The 15,955-nt window shown below is 73.8% G+C and carries 17 protein-coding genes, 1 tRNA gene and 1 pseudogene; 14 read left to right on the forward strand and 5 right to left on the reverse strand.

The features are described from left to right. The first annotated feature begins 29 nt into the window (after positions 1–29). From AC5L30_RS06320 to AC5L30_RS06340, 5 genes are all read left to right on the forward strand, one after another. Positions 30–809, forward strand: a complete 780-nt coding sequence (locus tag AC5L30_RS06320; RefSeq protein WP_494865949.1) for a SigE family RNA polymerase sigma factor — start codon at positions 30–32, stop codon at positions 807–809. Then, complete coding sequence (locus tag AC5L30_RS06325; RefSeq protein ID WP_494865950.1) at positions 806–2,068, forward strand: hypothetical protein; 1,263 nt, start codon at positions 806–808, stop codon at positions 2,066–2,068. Before AC5L30_RS06320 ends, AC5L30_RS06325 begins: the two co-directional genes overlap by 4 nt. A gap of 64 nt (positions 2,069–2,132) precedes the next feature. After that, positions 2,133–3,005 carry a PHP domain-containing protein gene (locus AC5L30_RS06330; RefSeq protein WP_494865951.1) on the forward strand — a complete coding sequence of 291 codons (873 nt, stop codon included), beginning with the start codon at positions 2,133–2,135 and terminating at the stop codon, positions 3,003–3,005. Between the two features lie 41 nt (positions 3,006–3,046). Beyond that, positions 3,047–3,661 (forward strand): MarC family protein, encoded by a 615-nt coding sequence (locus AC5L30_RS06335; protein WP_091394729.1) that lies wholly within the window; start codon positions 3,047–3,049, stop codon positions 3,659–3,661. Positions 3,662–3,674: 13 nt separating this feature from the next. Beyond that, positions 3,675–4,625 (forward strand): RecB family exonuclease, encoded by a 951-nt coding sequence (locus tag AC5L30_RS06340; protein WP_494865952.1) that lies wholly within the window; start codon positions 3,675–3,677, stop codon positions 4,623–4,625. Positions 4,626–4,646: 21 nt separating this feature from the next. On the opposite strand, the gene AC5L30_RS06345 is transcribed toward AC5L30_RS06340, so the two are convergent. Then, positions 4,647–5,510, reverse strand: a complete 864-nt coding sequence (locus AC5L30_RS06345; RefSeq protein ID WP_494865953.1) for an oxygenase MpaB family protein — start codon at positions 5,508–5,510, stop codon at positions 4,647–4,649. A gap of 78 nt (positions 5,511–5,588) precedes the next feature. Next, positions 5,589–6,017, reverse strand: coding sequence for a Fur family transcriptional regulator (locus AC5L30_RS06350; protein WP_494865954.1), 429 nt, complete (start codon positions 6,015–6,017; stop codon positions 5,589–5,591). 201 nt (positions 6,018–6,218) lie between these two features. Between AC5L30_RS06350 and AC5L30_RS06355 the strand changes: the two genes are divergently transcribed. Then, a complete protein-coding gene (locus tag AC5L30_RS06355) occupies positions 6,219–6,701 on the forward strand; it encodes a DUF2231 domain-containing protein (protein WP_494865955.1) in 483 nt (160 codons plus the stop codon). Between the two features lie 22 nt (positions 6,702–6,723). Here AC5L30_RS06355 and AC5L30_RS06360 read toward each other — a convergent pair whose 3' ends face one another. Then, on the reverse strand, positions 6,724–7,092 hold the full coding sequence (locus tag AC5L30_RS06360; RefSeq protein WP_494865956.1) for a hypothetical protein: 369 nt from the start codon (positions 7,090–7,092) through the stop codon (positions 6,724–6,726). A 144-nt stretch (positions 7,093–7,236) separates the two neighbouring features. Here AC5L30_RS06360 and AC5L30_RS06365 point away from each other — a divergent pair, with 144 nt between their 5' ends. Both AC5L30_RS06365 and AC5L30_RS06370 read left to right on the forward strand, forming a co-directional pair. Next, positions 7,237–7,419, forward strand: coding sequence for a hypothetical protein (locus AC5L30_RS06365; RefSeq protein WP_355574959.1), 183 nt, complete (start codon positions 7,237–7,239; stop codon positions 7,417–7,419). A gap of 492 nt (positions 7,420–7,911) precedes the next feature. Further along, positions 7,912–8,193, forward strand: a complete 282-nt coding sequence (locus AC5L30_RS06370; RefSeq protein WP_494866101.1) for a hypothetical protein — start codon at positions 7,912–7,914, stop codon at positions 8,191–8,193. A gap of 62 nt (positions 8,194–8,255) precedes the next feature. Here the strand turns inward: AC5L30_RS06370 and AC5L30_RS06375 are convergent. After that, positions 8,256–8,414: pseudogene (locus AC5L30_RS06375) on the reverse strand (FmdB family zinc ribbon protein); the annotation flags it as partial. Further along, complete coding sequence (locus AC5L30_RS06380) at positions 8,411–9,088, reverse strand: 5-formyltetrahydrofolate cyclo-ligase (RefSeq protein WP_494865957.1); 678 nt, start codon at positions 9,086–9,088, stop codon at positions 8,411–8,413. The gene AC5L30_RS06380 and the pseudogene AC5L30_RS06375, both read right to left, overlap by 4 nt. Positions 9,089–9,173: 85 nt before the next feature. Here AC5L30_RS06380 and AC5L30_RS06385 point away from each other — a divergent pair, with 85 nt between their 5' ends. The 6 genes from AC5L30_RS06385 to AC5L30_RS06410 all read left to right on the forward strand — a co-directional run bounded on the left by AC5L30_RS06385 (position 9,174) and on the right by AC5L30_RS06410 (position 15,938). Continuing rightward, positions 9,174–11,528 carry a GGDEF domain-containing protein gene (locus AC5L30_RS06385; RefSeq protein WP_494865958.1) on the forward strand — a complete coding sequence of 785 codons (2,355 nt, stop codon included), beginning with the start codon at positions 9,174–9,176 and terminating at the stop codon, positions 11,526–11,528. A 9-nt stretch (positions 11,529–11,537) separates the two neighbouring features. Continuing rightward, the gene (locus tag AC5L30_RS06390; RefSeq protein ID WP_494865959.1) at positions 11,538–12,500 is read left to right on the forward strand and encodes a UTP--glucose-1-phosphate uridylyltransferase; all 963 of its coding nucleotides are present in this window, start codon (positions 11,538–11,540) and stop codon (positions 12,498–12,500) included. Next, the gene (locus AC5L30_RS06395) at positions 12,497–13,810 is read left to right on the forward strand and encodes a molybdopterin molybdotransferase MoeA (protein WP_494865960.1); all 1,314 of its coding nucleotides are present in this window, start codon (positions 12,497–12,499) and stop codon (positions 13,808–13,810) included. Before AC5L30_RS06390 ends, AC5L30_RS06395 begins: the two co-directional genes overlap by 4 nt. A 109-nt stretch (positions 13,811–13,919) precedes the next feature. After that, complete coding sequence (locus AC5L30_RS06400) at positions 13,920–14,570, forward strand: GNAT family N-acetyltransferase (RefSeq protein ID WP_494865961.1); 651 nt, start codon at positions 13,920–13,922, stop codon at positions 14,568–14,570. A 207-nt stretch (positions 14,571–14,777) separates the two neighbouring features. Beyond that, positions 14,778–15,554 carry a divisome protein SepX/GlpR gene (gene sepX, locus AC5L30_RS06405; RefSeq protein ID WP_494865962.1) on the forward strand — a complete coding sequence of 259 codons (777 nt, stop codon included), beginning with the start codon at positions 14,778–14,780 and terminating at the stop codon, positions 15,552–15,554. A gap of 310 nt (positions 15,555–15,864) precedes the next feature. Continuing rightward, positions 15,865–15,938: transfer RNA gene (locus tag AC5L30_RS06410), tRNA-Ala, on the forward strand. Positions 15,939–15,955: the final 17 nt, after the last annotated feature.

The raw sequence follows: 15,955 nt of genomic DNA on the forward strand, positions 1-15,955 counted from the left end.
CCAGGACGGCGGGGGTGTGGAGGTGGGCGGTGGCGAGCAAGGACTCGTTGGAGGAGCAGTTCCGCGAGTTCGTCGCGGCCCGCTCCGCCGCGCTCCTACGCACCGCTTACCTGCTCACCGGAGACTGGGCCACGGCCGAGGACCTGCTCCAGACGGCGCTGACCAAGACCTATCTCGCCTGGAAGCGGCTCGGCGGGATCGAGGCGGTCGAGCCGTACGCCCGGCGTGTGATGGTCAACACGTCGACCAGTTGGTGGCGGCGGCGCTGGCACGGCGAACGACCGACCGAGGTGCTGCCCGAGCGGGCCGGTGTCGACGAGATCGAGCAGCAACTCGACCGTGACCTGCTCTGGCGGCATCTGCGGGAATTGCCCAACCGGCAGCGGGCAGTGCTGGTGCTGCGTTACTACGAGGACATGTCGGAGGCGCAGACCGCCGCGATGCTGGACATCTCACCGGGCACGGTGAAGAGCCAGACGTCCCGGGCACTGGCCACGCTGCGTCGACGACTGGGCGCGGACGCACCGGACCTCGCCGCCGCAGCCGGCATCGCCGGCCGGTCGGCCACTGCGGCCGATAGATCGGGCGCGACCGGTGCCGCCGGCCGGACGACGGGCCCGGGTTCCCGGACCGGACGGGTCCCGGTCACCGGTGCCGCCGCCGCACCGAGGCCGGGACCGGCGGCTGGCCGACCCGTGCCCCGCTCCGCTCCGCGCCCCGCCGTGCCGCGTCCGATCGCCCCACAGGTCGTGCTGCCCACCGCCCCGGCGGCCGTGCCCGTCGGCACGGGCTCCGGGGAGCAGCAGTGAGCGAGCTCCCAGGCCGGCACGACAACCTGACGGACGGCCCGCCGCGTTCATACCAGGTGCGGCCTGACGAGCTGGAAGGTGCGGTGCGGGAGACACTCTCGCACCAGGTGGCTCTTGCCCGCCCACTGAGCGCCGATCCGGCGGGCCAGGCCATCCGCCGCGCAAACCGGATCCGGCGTCGACGCACCGCCGCCGGCCTCGCCCTCGCGGCGGTCACCACCGTGCTGCTCAGCGCCGGCATGGCCCAGCTCGGTGCCGAGACCAGGCGGGACGGGGCACCGATCGTGGTGATCGGCGACCCGGACCCGACCAACCGACCGCTCCCGACGGCCAGCGTTCTCGGCCCCGCTCCCTCGCCCGGGACGTCGACCGCTCCGCTCGCCAGCGAGACGCTGATCAGCGCCGACGGGCGGCGGCTGGTACTGCCCGACGTCGGGCCGGCCGAACGCGCCCAGCCCCTGCCCAGCGGCGGCGGCTGGTTGGTGGTCGGCGCACCGAGCGCCGCGGGGCGCTCCCTCTGGGTGGTGCAGGACGACGGCCTGGTGCAGGTGCTGCTGGCCGGGGCGGGCGCGATCGTCCTGGCCCCGGACAGCCTCCAGGTCGCCTGGCGCGACGGAGGCGATCTGCTGGTGGCGGGCGTGGTCGGCACCCAACTCATCGGGGCGGTGCGTACCCCGGTGCCCGCAGCGGCGGAGCCCGTCCGGTTCGTCGCTGACAGCGTGCTGGTCCGACTCGACCCGGCCGGCGCCGGTCACACCCTCTGGCGGCCCGGTGCGGGGCCGTTGCCCGAGGCCGTCGACCAGAAGAGCCTGAACGTCTACGGGCGGCTGCCCGACGGGCGGCTCGTCGGCCAGGTCGCCACCACCGATCCGGGCCGGACCTGCCTCGCCGTACTCGCCCCGACACGTCACCTGGACCCGGTACGCACCGGCTGCGGCCCGGACCTCAGCCAGGACGGGGTCGGCGGGGTCTCGCCGGACGGCCGGTGGCTACTGGTGAACGGGGGGACCGGCAAGGCCGGCCAGTCGCTGCTGATCGACCTGCAGCGGCTCGGGCCGGGAGCGACCGCCGTCGCGGCCGGTCCGTCGATGACCGGGGCGATCGTCTGGAGCACCGAGACTCACGCCTCTTACCTTGACGGCACCGGGGAGCTGGTCCGGGTCGACGTCGGCCAGGTGCGGGCGGGCAAGCCCGCCAGCCCCGCCGCGGTGCCCGGTGTGCCAGCCGGAGACCGGCCGATCCTGGTGAAGGGCTTCTGACTCCGCCGGGCCGGGGTGACCCCCATGTGAGCCGGGCTCGCTGTTTCCTCGGTAGCGTCGGACGGTGACCTCGCGTACCGGCTCCGTCCCCCGGATCGACCTGCACACCCACTCCACGGCCAGCGACGGCACGCTGACCCCGGTCGAGCTGGTCGGCGCGGCCTTCGACGCCGGGCTGGACGTGCTGGCGATCACCGACCACGACACCACGGCCGGCTGGGCGCCGGCCGTGGGCGCGTTGCCGCCAGGGCTGCGTCTGATCCGGGGCGCGGAACTGTCCTGTCGCTGGTCCGGCGCGCAGCCGGCGGTGCCGCTGCACCTGCTCGCGTACCTGTTCGACCCGGACCACCCGGAGCTGGTGGCCGAGCTGGCCCGGGTCCGGGCCGCCCGGGAGGAGCGCGGCGAACGGATGGTCGGCCTCCTACAGGCCGACGGCATCGACGTGAACTGGCCGGACATCCTGGCCGGCGCGGGCGGCGGCACCGTGGGACGCCCGCACGTCGCGCAGGCACTCATCCGCGCCGGCCTGGTCGGCAGCGTCCGGGAGGCGTTCGGCCCGAACTGGCTGGGCGAGCGGTACCGGCTGCCCAAGGAGGACATCGACGTGTTCCGGGCCGTCCGACTGGTCCGGGTGGCCGGAGGTGTGCCGGTCTTCGCCCACCCGCGGGCCACCCGACGCGGGCGGGTGGTGCCCGACGAGCTGATCGCCGAGCTGGCCGCCGCCGGGCTCGCCGGGCTGGAGGCCGACCACGAGGACCACAGCCCGGCCGAGCAGGCACACGTGCGGGCGCTCGCCGCCGAGCTGGGTCTGCTCATCACCGGCTCCTCGGATTTTCACGGCACCCACAAGACCGTCCAGCTCGGCGCGTTCAGCACCAGCGTCGAGGCGTACGAGCGGATCGTCGCCGACGGGGTGACCGAGGTCGCTTCGGGCTGATCCGGGTATTTCGCCCATTGCGGCGCGGCTAGGTTGATCACGTGGATCTGAAGCTGTTCGGCGAGGTTTTCGTGACCCTGCTGGTGATCACCGACCCGCCGGGCATGATGCCGATCTTCCTGGCGTTGACCGGCCCGCTGCCCGCCCGCGACCGCAACCGGGCAGCCTGGCAGGCCGTCGCGTTGGCGCTCGGCGTCATCGTGATCTTCGCGGTGGCGGGACAGACCCTGCTCGACTATCTGCACGTGGACCTGCCCGCGTTGCAGGCGGCCGGAGGGCTGCTGCTCGTGCTCGTCGCCCTGGAACTGCTGACCGGCAAGGCCGACGACCCGAGCCAGCAGGTCACCTCCAACATCGCCCTGGTGCCGCTGGGCACGCCGTTGTTGGCCGGTCCGGGCGCCATCGTGGCCACCATGCTCTTCGTCCAGCAGGCCGACGGGCTGGGAGAGTTCAGCGCCATCGCGGTGGCGATCCTCGCCGTGATGGTCGCCGTCTGGATCGTCCTGCGCTTCTCCGGCGGCATCGTGAAGATCCTCCGGCCGGGCGGGATCGAGGTACTGACCCGGATCGCCGGCCTGCTGCTGGCGGCGATCGCCGTGCAGCTCATCGCCGACGCGGTGGCCGCCTTCGTCACGCAGTACGTCAACATGGCCTGACGGCACGCGCGCGATGTCGGGGGTGGATGGCAGGATCGCAGGCGTGCGACGATCCTCATCAGCGGGGCGGCCGGCCGCCGGCGGCCGGGCCCCTCGGCAGCGCGCCGGCGACGCCGAGCAGCTCGGTTTCGAGGGCATGCCAGAGCGGCTCTTCGTCTGCACCCCGAGCAAACTCGGCGCGTACGCGGACTGCCCGCGTCGCTACCGCTACTCCTACGTCGACCGGCCCGCCCCACCCAAGGGTTCGCCGTGGGCGCACAACTCGCTCGGCGCCAGCGTGCACACCGCCCTGAAAAACTGGTACGCGCTGCCCGCCGACCGGCGACGCCCCGAGGCGCTGGCCACGCTACTCAAGGGCACCTGGGTCCGCGAGGGCTACCGCGACGACGAGCAGGAGCGGGCCGCCTACCGGCGGGCGTTGGGCTGGCTGGAGGCGTACGTCGAGACGCTGGAGCCGAATTCCGACCCGCTCGGCGTGGAGCGGGTGGTGGCGGTCAAGACCGCGGTGTTGGCGTTCAACGGCCGTGCCGACCGGATCGACTCGCGGCCCGGGCCGGAGGGGCCCGAGCTGGTCATCGTCGACTACAAGACCGGTCGCACCGGGCTGGACACGGACGACGCCCGGGGCTCGCAGGCGCTGGCGCTCTACGCGTACGCCGCCGAGCGGGTGTTCCGTCGGCCGTGTCGCCGGGTGGAGCTGCACCACCTGCCGACCGGCACGGTCGCCGGCCACGACCACACCGTCGAGTCGCTGGCCCGACAACTGACCCGCGCCGAAGAGACAGCCCGCGACATCATGGCCGCCGAACGGGCAGTCGCCGACGGCGCCGACGCGGACGAGGCTTTCCCGGTGGCGCCCAGCCCTCGCTGTGGCTGGTGCGACTTCCGGCGACACTGTCCGGCCGGCGCGCAGGCCCCGGGCAAGGAGCCGTGGGCGGCCATGGACCGGCCCGCCGACGGTTGATCTCCCGCGCCGAGGGCCGGGTCAGCCGGCCAGCGAGGCAGCGGCGTGCCGCGCGGCCCGCTCCTTGGCCGCCTGAATCAACGGCCCCTCCAGATAGCGGCGGGGGACGGCGGCGAACGCCAGCCGCAGCGCGCGCACGGTCAGGTCCGCCGACAGCGCGGTGGTCGGTAGACCGAGGCCCCCGTACATCCGGTGCGCCCACGTCGGCAGCAGCGCGAACGCGGTGCCGGCGATCCCCAGGTACGCCCAGCGCGGCGGGCCCAGCGTGAGCCCCAACCGGACCGGCAGGCTGAGCTTCCACGGCAGCGGCGGGGCGGTGAGGAACACCGCCGTCTCGGCGGCCTCCCGGGTCATCCGCAACTGTGACCGTACGGCCTCGTAGTACTCGGCGACCTCGGCGGCGGTGCCGGGGACGGTGGCCGGGTCCAGGCCGACCAGTGCGGCGGCGCGGCGCTGCTCGGTGTAGTAGCCGTCCACCTCGTCGTCGCTCAGCGGCAGCCCGGCACGGCGGGCCGTGCTCAGAAACGACTCGACCTCGGTCACGTGCACCCAGCGCAGCAGGTCCGGTTCGTCGATCCGGAACTGCTCACCGGTGAGCGTGTCGGTGGCCCGCAACCGCTCGTGCAGACGACGCAGCCGCGCCCCGGCGGCCTCCGCTTCGGCGGTGGTCCCGTACACGGTGGTCGCCACGTAGGTGGCGGTGCGGACCAGGCGGCCCCAGGCATCGGTGCGGTAGTTGCTGTTTTGCGCGACCCCGGCCATCGCCCGCGGATGCAACGCCTGGAGGTAGAGCGAGCGCAGGCCGGCGACGATCAGGATCGGCTCCTCGTGCACCTTCCACGTGACCGAACCCGGACCGAAGAGGCCGAGGTCATCGGAGTCCACCGCCCAAGAGTGCCACGGTCGGGCCGACCCCGCCGGTCACGTCCACCGGTGCCGCGCCTGGACCCCCGGTGGCACCGGTCAGACGTCGGCGGAGCGGCGGGCCCGGCAGCCCGGGCAGAGGCCCCAGTAGGTCACTTCGGCCTCGTCCACCTCGAACCCGTGCGCGGTATCCGGTTCCAGGCACGGGGCGCTGCCCACCGCGCAGTCGATGTCGGCGATCTCGCCGCAGCCCCGGCAGACCACATGGTGGTGGTTGTCGCCCACGCGTGCCTCGAAGCGGGCGGGACTGCCCGCCGGCTCGATCCGGCGCGACAGCCCGGCCCGGGACAACGCGCCGAGCACGTCGTAGACCGCCTGGGTGGAGACCGAGTCGAGGCGTTCGCGGACCCGCCGGGTGATCTCGTCGACCTCCAGATGGCCGCCGCCGGCCAGCACGTCGAGCACCGCGAGGCGTGGCCGCGTGACACGCAGGCCCTTCGACCGCAGCAGCTCCTCGGCACCGGACATTTGCCAATGACAGCACGCCCGATCAGCATCGACAACCGTCGTCCGCTCCTGGTGGCCACCGACACAGCCAGCCAAGATCGGGAGTACGGCCCAGCGGGTGAACCCGATCGACACGGCGCGCGTGTGTCCGGTCGAGAGCCTGGGGACGATCGGCGGACCATAGGCTGACCACCCCTGACCATGATCCACCTGGAGGGTTCGATGTTCGAGGAGATCCTGGGTCTACCGGTGCACGTCCTGGTAATCCACGCGGTCGTCGTGTTCGTGCCGCTGCTGGCGGTGCTGGCCATCGCGTACGTGGGACTGCCGCGGTGGCGGCCCCGGCTGGACTGGGCCCTGGGCCTCCTCGCCGTGGTCGCGCCGGTGACCGCCTACGTCGCGGTCAAGTCGGGTGAGGCGCTCACCGACGCGCTGGTGGCCCGGGGCTTCCAGGGGCCGATCCTCGATCAGATCTTCGAGCACTCCCGCTACGGGGACATCCTGTTCCGCATCGTGGTGCCGCTCGGGATCGTGGCCATCCTGCTGCTCGTGGCGACGAGTGGGCACCCCCGGGTGCCGCAGCTGCCCGCGCTGGTCACCCCGGTGCTGGCGGTAGCGGCCGTGGCGCTTGCCATCGCCGCCCTGATCTACGTCTACCTGAGCGGCCACTCCGGCGCCGAGGCCGTCTGGGGCACCACCCTCTGAGCCGCTGCGCCGGGGGTGAGCATCAGAAGACGACTCGCGAGCAGAGCAGGCAGAGCAGAACCAGCAGCACCACGCCGGCCGCCGCGCCGAAGCCGTAGGTGACCCGCTGCGAGCGCTGCTCGGCCGCGTCCAGGTCGGCCATGTCCTGCGGCGGCAGCTGTCGCGGCGGCGCCGGCTGCAGGTGTACGGGTGGACGCCAACCCGCTGGCGGCGGCACACTCGGCGGCGGGCCGGAGTACCCGCTGGAAGGGTTCCCTGATGCCGGGCCGGTGGGCCCGGCCGGTGGGGTGGTCGCGGGCGCGGCGGGAGGTTGGTCCGCCACCGCGTCGTCACCGGTGTCGGGCCGTCGCCAGTAGTCGTCCGGGGTGCTGCCACCGCTGGGGGTCGTCACGCCGTCCGACGCTACCAACGCCACCGGCTGCCCGGCCGCTTCTGGCCGGCGTGCCCACTGTCGGCCGCCCGGTGGTTTCTGGCCGGCGCGCCATGGTTTGGGGGCCCGGTCCACCGCCATTGGGCTGCGCTAGTCTTGCCGCCTGTGAGCACCGAAGACCCCGGCACCCGCGGCGCGCGTGGAGACGACGACCGCGCCGTCGACCTGAGCGAAGACTTCGTGGTGCTGCCCGAGCAGACCTCCGACGACACCGACCGCGGTTGGGGTGAGCGGTCGGGCGGCAACGACGACTGGCTGCTCGCCGAACGCCCCCCGCACTGGGACTGACCCCGGCGGGAGCCGGTCGTGCGGGGGTCGGCCGAAAGGCCCTGGCCGACCTGCCGGGCCGTGTGGTCTGCCACCGACGGCGCGTCGGAGGGTACGGCGGTCGGCGGGCATTCCGCCGGGCTGTGCAGGACTGCGGCGGCCAGGCCGAGCAGCGCGGCGACCAGACCGGCCCGGAGCAGAGTGCGCCCACCGGGCAGAGTGAGCTGGCGCAGCGGGCGTAACGCCCGCGCGGAATCCGGATCGACCATCGTCGCTGCCGCCTCCCGTCCCCGAGTGCCGCAGTGGCACCCATGGACGGCAGGCTAGGCAGATTCCGTCGCCTCGGCCGACCCTCTGGCCCACGCCTGTGGACAACCATCCGGCCTGTGGATAACGCCCATCCACCGGTTCGATCTGCTAGGGCACCCGCCTTGATCGACTCGCGATCAAGGAATCCGGGCGGTCAGAGCAACGGGGGCAGGCCGACTTCCTGGAACCCCGAGCGGATCAAGGGTGACCCGGAGTGGACCGAGGCCCGACCCGACGGGTCGGGCCTTCGCCGATCAGGACGCGGAGCTGGCCGCCGCCGTCTTGCCGCCGCTCGATCCACCCGAGGACGACCCAGAAGACGACCCCGAGGAGGACGACGAGCCCGAGGACGACCCGGACGAGGACCCCGAAGAGGACGACGAGGACGACGAGCTGTCACCGGAGGACGACTCGGACTTCGCCGGCTTGCTGGCCGTGCCGCCGGCCGTCGTCTCGGAGCCGGACGCCCGGGAGTCGGTGCGGTAGAAGCCCGAACCCTTGAAGACGATGCCGACCGAGTTGAAGACCTTGCGCAGCCGCCCCTGACACGCCGGGCACTCGGTCAGCGGCTCGTCAGAGAAGGACTGCACCGCCTCGAGCTGGTGACCGCACGTGGTGCAGGCGTACTGGTACGTGGGCACGTTCTCCTCCGGATCTGGGCTCAGCCAGTTGGCACTCGACGTATTCGAGTGCCAATGGTGCGTCATTCGCCCCGGGTTCGTCCAGCGGACGTGTGGGGCGCGACACCGTGCGCCGCACCCGGGCCGCCGTCAAGCGTACGCACCCCGTCGGCGGGAGTGACGACCGCGCGCACCCGGCGGTCGTGTGGCTCCACCGGCAGGGCTTCGACCAGCTCACCGTCGTGCAGGGGCACCACCGTCAGGGCTGCCTCGGGCACCCGGGCGAGGGCACGGTCGTACGAGCCGCCGCCGCGCCCGAGCCGCCGACCGTGGTGGTCGACCGCGAGAGCCGGCACGATCACCAGCTCCGCGTGCGTCACGGCGGCCACCCCGAGACGGGCACCGGTTGGCTCTCGGATACCCCGACCCGCCGCGATCAAGGCGGCTGGCCCGGTATACGCCGCCCAGTCCAGATCCAGGTCGGGGAGGAGCACCGGCAGCAGCAACTCGGCGTCCGCCGGCAGAGCCGCCCGCAGGACCTCGGGCAGGTCGGCGCCGCCCGGTTCGGAGCCGACCGGCACGTACGCCGTCACCCGGTCTGGGCGCAGCCGGCGTACCAGGGCGACCAGCTCGGCCTGCACGCGCCCGGCGGCCGCTGCCCTCGTCGCGGCGGGCAGCGACCGGCGGCGAGCGAGCAGCTCGACGCGGGTGTCCCGCTTCGCCATCCGGGTCACTTCCGCTTCATCAGAAAATTCCGGCACGCAACACTCCTGACGCAACGCCTCTCCCACGGTTGCTCTGTGTCAGCATCGCAAGCAACGGAGGCGGAACTTCCGGGGGGACCGAGTGACGCTACGCGGGCGGTTGACGGCAGCCTTCCTCGTGGTGGTGCTCGGGCCGGTCCTGCTCGGCGCGCTCTTCGTCGCCTCCACGGTCGCGGCGGTCGACCGCAGCCGCTCCACCGAGCGCCTGGCAGTGGCGGCGTCCACCGTGCGTACCTCGGTCGACGCGCTCTGCCAGCAGCTACGCGCCACCGCCGACGCGGTGGCGCTCACCGCCGATCCGGCCGTCGCCGCCGCGCAACTGGTCGGCCGGGGTCTGGCCGCCGCGGTGCTGATCACCGACGTGGCCGGTCAGGTCACCTACGTCTCGCCCGGTGCGCCGTCGACCCCGTGGAAGGACTGCGCCGGCTCGACCGAGGGTTCGAACGGGAACTCGAACGGGGCTTCGACCAGCCCGGTCCGTGCGCTGGCCGCCCAGGTCGACCTGCACGATCGCGGTGGCGCCCGGCTGGGCACGGTGACCGCGGCGCAACTGGTCGACCCGGCCTTCGTGGCCCGACTGGCGGCGGTGACCGGGGTGGCGGTCACCCTGCTCGACAGCGGGGCCAGCGCCGCGCGGGTCACCCACACGACCGAGTCCCGTGACGTACGCGACGCGGTGCTGGCCGCCGCCGTCGACGTCCGGGGCGAGCAGGTCACCGAGACCACCGAGGGCCGGTACGTGCGCCGGCTCGGGCCCTCCGACGCGCAGCCGCTGCCACTGGTGCTCTCCGTGCCCAGCGAACGGCCACCGGGGCTGCACGCCACCCTGGTCGGGGTGGTCGTGCTGGCCGGGCTGCTCGCCGTGCTGACCGCCTGGCGGCTGGCCCGGGTGACCACCCGACCGCTGGCGGAGTTGGCCGGTGCGGTCGACCGGGTGGCCCAGGGCGACCTGACCGCCCGGGTGCCGGTGCGCAGTCGCGACGAGCTGGGGCGGTTGGCCGCCGCGTTCAACCGGATGACCCGGGAGACCGGCGCCTACGTCGCGGCGTTGACCAGCAACCGGGATCAGTTGCGCGGGCACCTCGCGGTGCTCGGCGACACCCTGGCCAGCACGCACGACCTGCAACGCATCCTGCGGGTGATCCTGCATAGCGCGATCGGGGCCACCGGCGCGCGGGCCGGCGCCGTGCTGCTGGTGGAGACCGGCGGGATGCTCGTCGCGCAGTGCACCGAGGGGTTGGACGGGCGCTTGCCGGCCGAGGAGGCGGACGGGGCGCAGACGCTCCGGGTGCCGGTCGGCGTCGGCGTGGTCGGTGAGGTCGCCGCCACCGGGGAACCGCAGCGAGGCAGGGCGGAGCCGACCGAGGCGCCAACGGGTGAACCACGCTGCCGCACGTACGTCGCGGTTCCGTTCGCCGCCCCGGGCGGCGGCGCCACGACCACCCTCGGCGGACCCGCGGGGCCGGCCGACGAGGCGGGCACGGCGGCCGCGCTCGGCGTGCTGGCCCTCTACGACCGGCTGGGCGCCGACGAGTTCGACGACGACGACCTCGCCACTCTGCGCACCTTCGCCGGCCACGCGGCCGTGGCGGTGGACAACGTCCGGGTGCACGAGGAGGCGCAGCGGCTCTCCCTCACCGACCCGCTCACCGGGCTGTGGAACTACCGCTACCTGCGCGAGTCGATCCGACGGGAGGTGGAACGGGCCAGCCGCTTCGGGCGGATGCTCAGCGTCCTCGCGTTGGACCTGGACCGGTTCAAGGACGTCAACGACACGTACGGGCACGCCGCGGGGGACACCGTGCTGGCCGAGTTCGCCCGGCGGGTGCGCGGGGAGATTCGCGAGGTCGACCTGGCCTTCCGCCAGGGCGGGGAGGAGTTCGTGCTGCTGCTGCCGGAGACCGACGCGCGGGGCGCGGCGATCGTTGCCGAGCGGCTCGGCGCGGCGGTCCGCGACACGCCCATCGCCGTCGAGGCGTACGCCGGGCCGGTCCTGGTGACCGTGTCGGTGGGCATCGCCGTCTTCCCGGACCACGGCAGCACCGGGCGGGAGGTGCTGGAGGCCGCCGACGACGCGCTCTACGCGGCCAAGGCCGCGGGCCGTGACACGTACCGGGTCGCCGAGGCGCGCTCGGATCTGCCGACCCGGGAGATCCCGGTGCTCGCGTGTGCGGTGAGCCCACCCGACGGGCTGCCGCGCGCCGGCCAGCCGGTGCAGGCCATCCGGGAGCCGGGCGGGCCCACCCGGTCCGACCCGACGGTGGGCGTACCGGAATCATCGCTGGCGGGCCCGGCGCACGCCCGACCGGATTCGGCCGACGACACGCCGGACAGTGCGCCGGACGCGGCGCGGGCCGGCCCGGACGCGGCGCGGCCGGGGCCGGGTGGCGGCGCGTCTTCTGGGCCACACCCGCCGCGGCAGAGCCGTGGCCGATAGTCTCGCGGCATGTCGGAGCACTCAGCGAACCCCTCATCGACGGTCGCCGCAACTGGCCGTCCCCTGGCGGTCAAGGCCGTCATCCCGGCCGCCGGACTGGCCACCCGGTTCCTGCCGGCCACCAAGGCGGTGCCCAAGGAGCTGCTGCCGGTGGTGGATCGGCCGGTGTTGCAGTACATCGTCGAGGAGGCCACCCAGGCCGGCATCGGTGACGTGTTGCTGATCACCGGCCGGGGTAAGACGTCGATGGTGGACCACTTCGACCGTCGCCCGGACCTGGAGACCAGGCTGGAGGAGAAGGGCGACTCCGAGCGGTTGGCCGCCGTGCGTCGGCCCAGCGAGCTGGCCGAGATCTACACCGTGCGGCAGCCCGAGCAGCTCGGGCTCGGCCACGCCGTCGGGTACGCCGAGTCGCACGTCGGCGACCAGCCCTTCGCGGTGCTGCTCGGGGACGAGTTCGTCAAGCCGTCGGAGCCGCTGCTGCCGGCGATGCTGGAGTTGCAGGCCCGCACCGGCGGTGTGGTGCTCGCGTTCTTCGAGGTCGACCCGGCCGAGACCAAGCGGTACGGGATCGCCTCCGTCGAGCCGGCCGAGTCGGAGCTGACCGACATCGGCGAGGTCGTCAAGGTGACCGGGATGGTGGAGAAGCCGCAGCCCGAGGATGCCCCGAGCAACCTCGCGGTGCTCGGCCGCTACGTGCTGCCGGGCAAGATCTTCGATGCGATCCGGCGGACCAAGCCGGGCAGCGGCGGCGAGATCCAGCTGACCGACGCGATGGAGTTGCTGCGTACCGAGGGCACCCCGGTGCACGCGATCGTCTACCGGGGCACCCGCTACGACACCGGCATGCCATTGGGTTACCTCCAGACGGTGGTGCAGATCGCCGCCGAGCGCGACGACCTGGGCACCGAGTTCCGGTCCTGGCTGGCCGACTTCGTCAAGGCCGACGCGGCAGGCGGATCTGGTACATGACCGCGACGGCCGACGCCGAGGCGGCCGCGAACGAGTTGACGCCGCTCGCCGACTACCTGGGCAGCGTGCTGCGCAGGTTGCGCGCGCTGCCGCCACTCGACCTCGACCTCACCCAGGCGCACGGCAACGTCCTCGCCGAGGACGTCGTCGCGCCGCACGCCTTCCCGGCCTTCGACCAGGCGGCCGTGGACGGCTACGCCGCGCGCTGGGAGGACATTTCCGGAGGGGGCCGGGGGCCGAGTTACATCCCGGCCCCCTCCGGCACGCCCGGCGGCCGCACCATCCGGCTCAACGTGGTGGGCGATCTCGGCGCCGCGAGCTGGCGGCCGGTCCGGCTCACCCCCGGCTCGTGCTTCTCGGTGGCCGCCGGGGCGCCACTGCCGGTCGCCGCGGACGTCGTGGTCCCGGTGGAGTGGACCGACCAGGGCATGGCCGCGGTGGAGATCTTCCGCACCCCCAAGCGGGGGTACGGGGTACGCCGAGCGGGTGAGGAGCTGCCCGCCGGCACGCTGCTCGCTCGGGCCGGCACCTACGTGTCCCCGGCTCTGGTCGCCGTCTTCGCGGCGACCGGCATTGGGCACGTGGTGGTCCGGCCCAGTCCCCGGGTGGTCATCGTGGCCACCGGTGACGAACTCGTCGATGTGGGCCGGGGCAGTCAGCCCGGCCAGGTGGTGGACGCGAACTCGCACGCGCTGACCGCCGCGGCGGCCGAGGTGGGCGCACTGGCGTACCGGGTGGGAATCTGTGACGACGACCCGGAGGGGCTGCGCGGGCTGCTGGAGGACCAGACGCTGCGCGCCGACCTGATCATCACCACCGGGGGCACCGGCACCGGCCCCGGGGACATGGTGCGCCGGATCCTGTCCCGGCGCGAGGGCGGTCGCGCCGGGCCGGTCACCTTCACCGACGTGGCGCTCTATCCCGGTACCGCGCTCGGGTTCGGCACGGTCGGCGCCGAGGAGGTGCCGGTGGTCTGCCTGCCCGGCGACCCGGGTGCCGCGTTGATCGGCTTCGAGGTGCTGGCCCGCCCCGCCATCCAACTGCTCGCCGGCGCGGAGCCGGTGTTCCGACCCAGTGTGCGGGCACACCTGCTGGAGACCGTGTCGTCGCCGGCGGGGTTGCGCGAGTTCCGGCCGGCGCACGTCGCCGAGCGACGCGGTGGCGGGTACACGGTCCAGCCGCTCAGCGGCGGGCCGTTCACCCTCTCCGGGCTGGCCGAGGCCAATGGGCTGCTGGTGCTCGGCGAGCGGGTCACCACGGCCGCGGCGGGCTCCACCGTGGACGTCCTGTTGCTGGACCGCCGCCGGTGAGGTGCCCCGGCCGGTCCGCTCGCGGCCCGCGTCGGATGGCCGTCGGACGTGCGGTGAACGCGGCGGGGCCACTTGCGCGCGACACGGTCCCGCGCGGGAGACTGTGCGGGTGAGTCTCTTCGGACCCGCGCGGTCGCCGGGCTGGCCGGTGGAGCTGGCCGACGGCCCGGTGTTGCTGCGGCCCTACCGGCGCTCCGACGCGGTGGCGTGGTCGGAGGTACGGCGGGCCAACCGGGCCTGGTTGGCGCCCTGGGAGTCGTCGCTGCCCGGCGGTTGGGACGAAATGAACTCGCCAGCCGCCTTCCGGTGGGTGCACCGGGACCAGCGGCGCTCGGCCCGCGAGGGTGAGGGCATGCCGTTCGCGGTCTGCCTGCGCGAGGCCGACCGGGATCGGCTGGTCGGGCACATCAACGTGGGCAGCATCGTGCGGCGGGCGCTCTGCTCCGGCTACGTCGGCTACTGGGTGGACGCGCGGGTCGCCGGCCGGGGTGTGATCCCGACGGCGCTCGCGCTCGCCGTGGACCACGCGTTCGGCCCGGGCGGGCTGCACCGGGTGGAGGTCAACATCCGTCCGGAGAACCGGCCGTCCCGGCGGGTGGTGGAGAAGTTGGGCTTCCGCGAGGAGTCGTACCACGTGCGCTACATGCACATCGACGGCGCGTGGCGGGACCACATCGGGTACGCGATGACGAGTGAGGAGATCGCCGCCGAGGGTGGCCTGCTGGCCCGCTGGCACCGGGTACGCGCCAACGCGCGGTAGCAGAATTTCCCGGCGTCCTCCCGAGTCGTCCCACGGACGGGATCGGCGCGGCGCGGTGGCATCCCGATCGGCGCGCCGTAACCTCAAGTAACTGCAAGCTGCGGCAAGCGCTCCCTGACCGGACGATCCACGCGCCCAGGCGTGATCGGTGGAAGATCCTGCGGTCGGATGACGGTTGCTTCGAATTCGGTGACGGGAGGGGTGAGGGTGCCGACCTCGGTGCTCCTCGCCGTCCTCGCCGCCGCCGGCCTGCTCGCCCTGGCTCCGGCGCTGGTTCGCCGGTACGACGCCACCGAGCGGCTGGTGGCGGAGCGGGCGCAGTCGACGGCGCGGGTGCTCCAGCGCCGCCGACGGCGCCGCACTGTGCCGGGACGGCGACCCGTCCATCCTCCGCGCTCACTGATCGTCACCCTCAGCGAGGACGCGACTACCGGCGCGTTGAGCGCTCCGGTCTCCGCGCCCCCAGCCGCCCGCCGATCCGGTCGGTTGCGCGCCGTGCCCGCCGCGCCGAAGCGGTCCCGTCGCCGCCCGTCGCCGCGCCGACAGCACACCCCCGCCGTGTACCGGCGTCGCCGGGTGCTCGCCGCTCTGCTGCTCCTCAACGTCGTCGAGCTGATCGGCGTGCTGTTCGTCAGCCCCGGCTTCTGGGTCGGCTTCGGGGTCACCTTCCTGCTCCTGGCCCTGTACGTCGTCCACCTGCGGGGTCAGGCCCTCGCCGGGCGTCGCCGTCGCCGCGCCCGGGCCCGGGAGGCCGCCTGGCTGGCCGCCCGGCAGGCCGAGGTGCGCCGGGAACAGGCCCGCCGGGCCGCAGCCCGACGGGAGGCGCAGCGCCGCCTGGCCGCCCAGCGCGAGGGGGTGCGCCGAGCCGCCATGGGCCTGGACCGACCGGGGGACCTGCCGGCGGCGGTCAACGGCGGATCGGTCTCGTACCGGCGGTCGGGCGGCCTCCGTGGCCGCCCCTACGAAGCCGGCCGAGGCGCCTGACGCGGTCCTGGCCGTGCCGTCGTGCTGGCCGTGCCTCGGTCGCGGCCTCGGCCTCGGCCTCGGCCTCGGCCTCGGCCTCGGTCCGGGCCGTGCCTCGGTCGTGCCTGGCCGGCTTGATCGACTCGAGTTCCTGGAAGTCGGGTGGTCGCGGCGTCCGGGATGCCCCGATTTCCAGGAAGCCGAGTCGATCTTCGGGTGGGCCGGAGCGCCGGGCAGGGGGCGGATTCGCGGTGTGGGCCGGCGACCTGTTAGCCTTGCTGCCGGCCCGCCCGGTGTAAGCCGGGTGGGACCGAAGCCGGTTCGCCGGCGGGGGGCTGTGGCGCAGACTGGTAGCGCACCTCGTTCGCATCGAGGGGGTCAGGGGTTCAAATCCCCTCAGCTCCACCCCAGGTCAAAGGCCG

Source organism: Micromonospora sp. BQ32 (assembly GCF_059358895.1).